Origin of the sequence: Methylotenera sp. (assembly GCF_013141425.1) — a bacterium.
Taxonomy (GTDB): domain Bacteria; phylum Pseudomonadota; class Gammaproteobacteria; order Burkholderiales; family Methylophilaceae; genus Methylotenera.
On record NZ_JABFRA010000041.1, the window covers coordinates 1 to 3,265 of the forward strand.

Below are 3,265 nucleotides of genomic sequence, written 5' to 3' on the forward strand. Positions count from 1 at the left end.
GAAGTAGGCTGCATTGTGATGGATCGCACCATGGTGATTTTAGAAATTTTTCACCGCAACGCACGCTCACGCGCCGCAAAGGCGCAAGTTGAAATCGCCCGCCTTGGCTACATGGCACCACGTCTGCGTGAAGCCGCCAAGTTAGCTGGCTCACAAGGCCGCCAACGTAGCGGCGAAGGCGGCCGTGGTGCGGGTGAATCGCAAACTGAACTTGATAAACGCAAAATTCGCGACCGCATTGCCGAACTACAGCTTGAAATTGTAGCCATGGAAGCCGAACGCAAAACCCAAAGCGCACGGCGGCATGGGCAACAAAATTCCACTAGCGTAGCGCTGGTAGGCTACACCAACGCGGGTAAATCAACCTTAATGCGCGCACTCACAGGCAGCGAAGTGCTGGTAGCCAACAAACTATTCGCCACACTAGACACCACCGTGCGTGCGCTGCACCCAGAGAGCGTGCCACGCGTGCTGGTGAGTGACACCGTCGGCTTTATTAAAAACCTGCCACACGGCCTTGTAGCCTCGTTTAAATCCACTTTAGATGAAGCCTTAGACGCCGCGCTACTGCTACACGTAATTGACGCCAGCGACCCAGGCTTTGAACGCCAACTTGAAGTAACCAATGAAGTGCTTGAAGATATTGGCGCAAATGTTGTACCGCGTATTAAAATTTTCAACAAAATTGACTTTGTAGGGGACGAAACCGCACAAGCCGAATGCGAAGCGGCCTTAAAAACAAAATACCCAGACTGCATAGTCATGAGTGCACGCAGGCCAGACGATGTAGCCAAACTACACCAAATAATCGTCACGTTTTTTCAGCAAGATTTAATAGAAGCCGAGCTTTTTTTACCATGGACAGCCCAACAACACCGCGGCGAAATCTACGCCAACTGCCAAGTGCTAGAAGAACATTCAGACGAAGCAGGCGCGTATTTTAAAGTGCGCGGTGAAGTGAATGTGGTGAATAAACTGCAGAATAAAATAATCAGTTAGAGCATCCAAATTGTCTTATTGTTTTATGCTATTTTCTAAGCAAAAGAAGCGTTATACTTATTTGAATGCCGCGGTAAACTCTTCAATCCTTTTCTTAAAATCTTTAATATCAATTAAATCTTTTGGTGCTTTTGTTAGTTTGTAAGACGCGTTGGCCCCTTTTTCCATACTTACAAGGTTCCCAGCTTTCCCAGTAACAACGTCTGCCTTGGACCATACCCCAAAATGCAGGCTATTTGGAGATACTCCTAAACACAACACTGCTTCATAGGGTCTATGGTAACGAATGTGATTAAATTGAAACTTTCCATTAGTATCTTCTGTGGCAGTTTTCAACTCAAAAGTAACATTGTTAATTTTCATATCCCAAGGACTTTGAGTTAGCCTTTTACCGTTTTCATTCAATGGAAAAAAGCAATCAATGCCCAGAGCTTTACACATTTTTTCAACGAAATCTTGGCCTACTGTCCCAACTTTTGTATTGGATATAGTTTTAATTCTTCCAAATGCAGAATCATCCCATTTAGCATGATTGTTATGGGTGGCAAGAACTTCACTAAATATTTTTTTATAATCGCACATCAAGAATACCCCTATCCGTAAGTGCTTTTTCTATATGATACATACTAATATGTCGACAATTATGCGCTGCTAGATTGCTGTATTCAAACCAGTCTATTCCATTCAATACATCCACGACATAATCCTTTTCTTTTTTTATTATCAACCCATATCCACAAACATATTTAACTTCTGAGAACGATTTAACTAAAGATGGCGGCTCCTTAAAGTAAGTTCTTTGCAAGAAATAATCAGCTTGATCCAGCTTTTGCATTCCGCATAATCTTTCTTTTCTCATATCAACTGTAAATAAATCAAGCCATTGATTACAGGTTTTTCTTTCAGGCGCTATGGATTCGCCTTTTTTCCATATTTGCCATAAAGCATTAACTTTAGGAAACTTACCATCAGGGCTAAAAAAACTATTTGATGGAATTATTTCAGAATGGACGAGAGTCATGCCTTTAACGCGATTTTTTGGACTGCCTTTTCCGTCACTCTGAAATGCCATTGGCAATATAAATCCAACATAGTCAGCAAATTGTGCTGCATGATTAAGAAATACAAGAGACAGCCAAGCCCTATAACCAAAAGGAGGATTACCTACGAATATATATTTTTTTCCGTGATTATTAGGCATCCATGACAAAAAATCCTGCTGCTCTACACCCTCACAAAGCGGCATTATATCTAGACCAATTCTTTTGTCTTTTGGTAGCCGCTTAAAAAATGAGCCAGTTCCTGCTGAAGGCTCTATAAAGGTGTAATCATTAGTATCAACACCTTCTTTAATTAGATAATTAAGTAGGGAGTCGTGACAAAATTCCGCGACTTCCTCCTGCGTGAAAAATTGATCTAAGCCAACTTCGTTTATATTCACCCAAGATGGAATCGTGGCTATATTAGCCCACTTAGAGTTTCTATAGTTAATCGCCTCTTCTTGTTGTTTAATCGCAAACATGTTTAGATTCCCTAAAACGCTTTTTAAATATCCAAATTATTCGCACCCAGCGCATTGCTTTCAATAAAGGCGCGTCTTGGTTCTACGTTATCGCCCATTAACGTTGTGAAGATTTCATCGGCGGCAATGGCGTCGTCAATTTGCACTTTTAATAGGCGGCGCACGGTTGGGTCCATGGTGGTCTCCCATAGTTGCGATGGGTTCATTTCGCCCAAGCCTTTATAGCGTTGAATGTTGAGGTTGTGTTTGCCTTCTTCTAGCAGCCAATCTAGCGCTTGTTTAAAGGTGCTCACGGCACTTTCTTTTTCACCACGTTTAATGGTGGCGCCCTCGCCTAGCAAGCCTTGTAACATGGCTGACATTTTGCTAATTTGGCGGTAATCGCCAGAGCCTAAAAACTCGGCGTTGATTACGCAACATTGCAAGTTGCCATGCACGTATTTGTTGATTTCTAGGCGATATTCGTTGGCTTCTGCATCAAAACCTACAATCACTTCACTGCCAATTGCGCCTAAAATTGGGCGTAATTTTGCTGCGGCGTCTTCTGTGGACTCGATTGTGCCTAAGCTTAATTCACCTAAATCTTGCATGGCGCGTAGTACGCTTTCATCATAATGTGCGGCTATGCGGCGAATTACGGCTTCTGTGAGTACCATTTGTTTGGCAATTTCATTCAGCGGTGCGCCTACTAGCGGCTCTGCGCCAGTTTTGGTAATAAGCTCTGCGCCTTTTAGGGCTGATTGC

General features: G+C 42.9%; 3 protein-coding genes and 1 pseudogene. 1 reads left to right on the top strand and 3 read right to left on the bottom strand.

Features of this window, described 5'->3' with window-relative positions:
* Nucleotides 1-999 (top strand): GTPase HflX (gene hflX / locus HOO90_RS03420; RefSeq protein WP_292839486.1); only part of this gene is annotated, 999 nt, incomplete at its 5' end.
* 57 nt (nucleotides 1,000-1,056) lie between these two features.
* Here the strand turns inward: hflX and HOO90_RS03425 are convergent.
* The 3 genes and pseudogenes from HOO90_RS03425 to gyrB all read right to left on the bottom strand — a co-directional run.
* Nucleotides 1,057-1,581, bottom strand: a complete 525-nt coding sequence (locus HOO90_RS03425) for a hypothetical protein (RefSeq protein WP_292839488.1) — start codon at nucleotides 1,579-1,581, stop codon at nucleotides 1,057-1,059.
* Nucleotides 1,568-2,521: a hypothetical protein gene (locus HOO90_RS03430; RefSeq protein WP_292839489.1), complete on the bottom strand. Its 954-nt coding sequence runs from the start codon at nucleotides 2,519-2,521 to the stop codon at nucleotides 1,568-1,570. The genes HOO90_RS03425 and HOO90_RS03430 overlap by 14 nt, the downstream gene beginning before the upstream one ends.
* Before the next feature lie 23 nt (nucleotides 2,522-2,544).
* Nucleotides 2,545-3,265: pseudogene (gene gyrB, locus HOO90_RS03435) on the bottom strand (DNA gyrase subunit B); the annotation flags it as partial.

What these genes read in the sequence shown, in the direction of transcription:
- HOO90_RS03425 (WP_292839488.1), bottom strand. Translation starts at nt 1,581, where the DNA reads ATGTGCGATTATAAAAAAATATTTAGTGAAGTTCTTGCCACCCATAAC.
- HOO90_RS03430 (WP_292839489.1), bottom strand. Translation starts at nt 2,521, where the DNA reads ATGTTTGCGATTAAACAACAAGAAGAGGCGATTAACTATAGAAACTCT.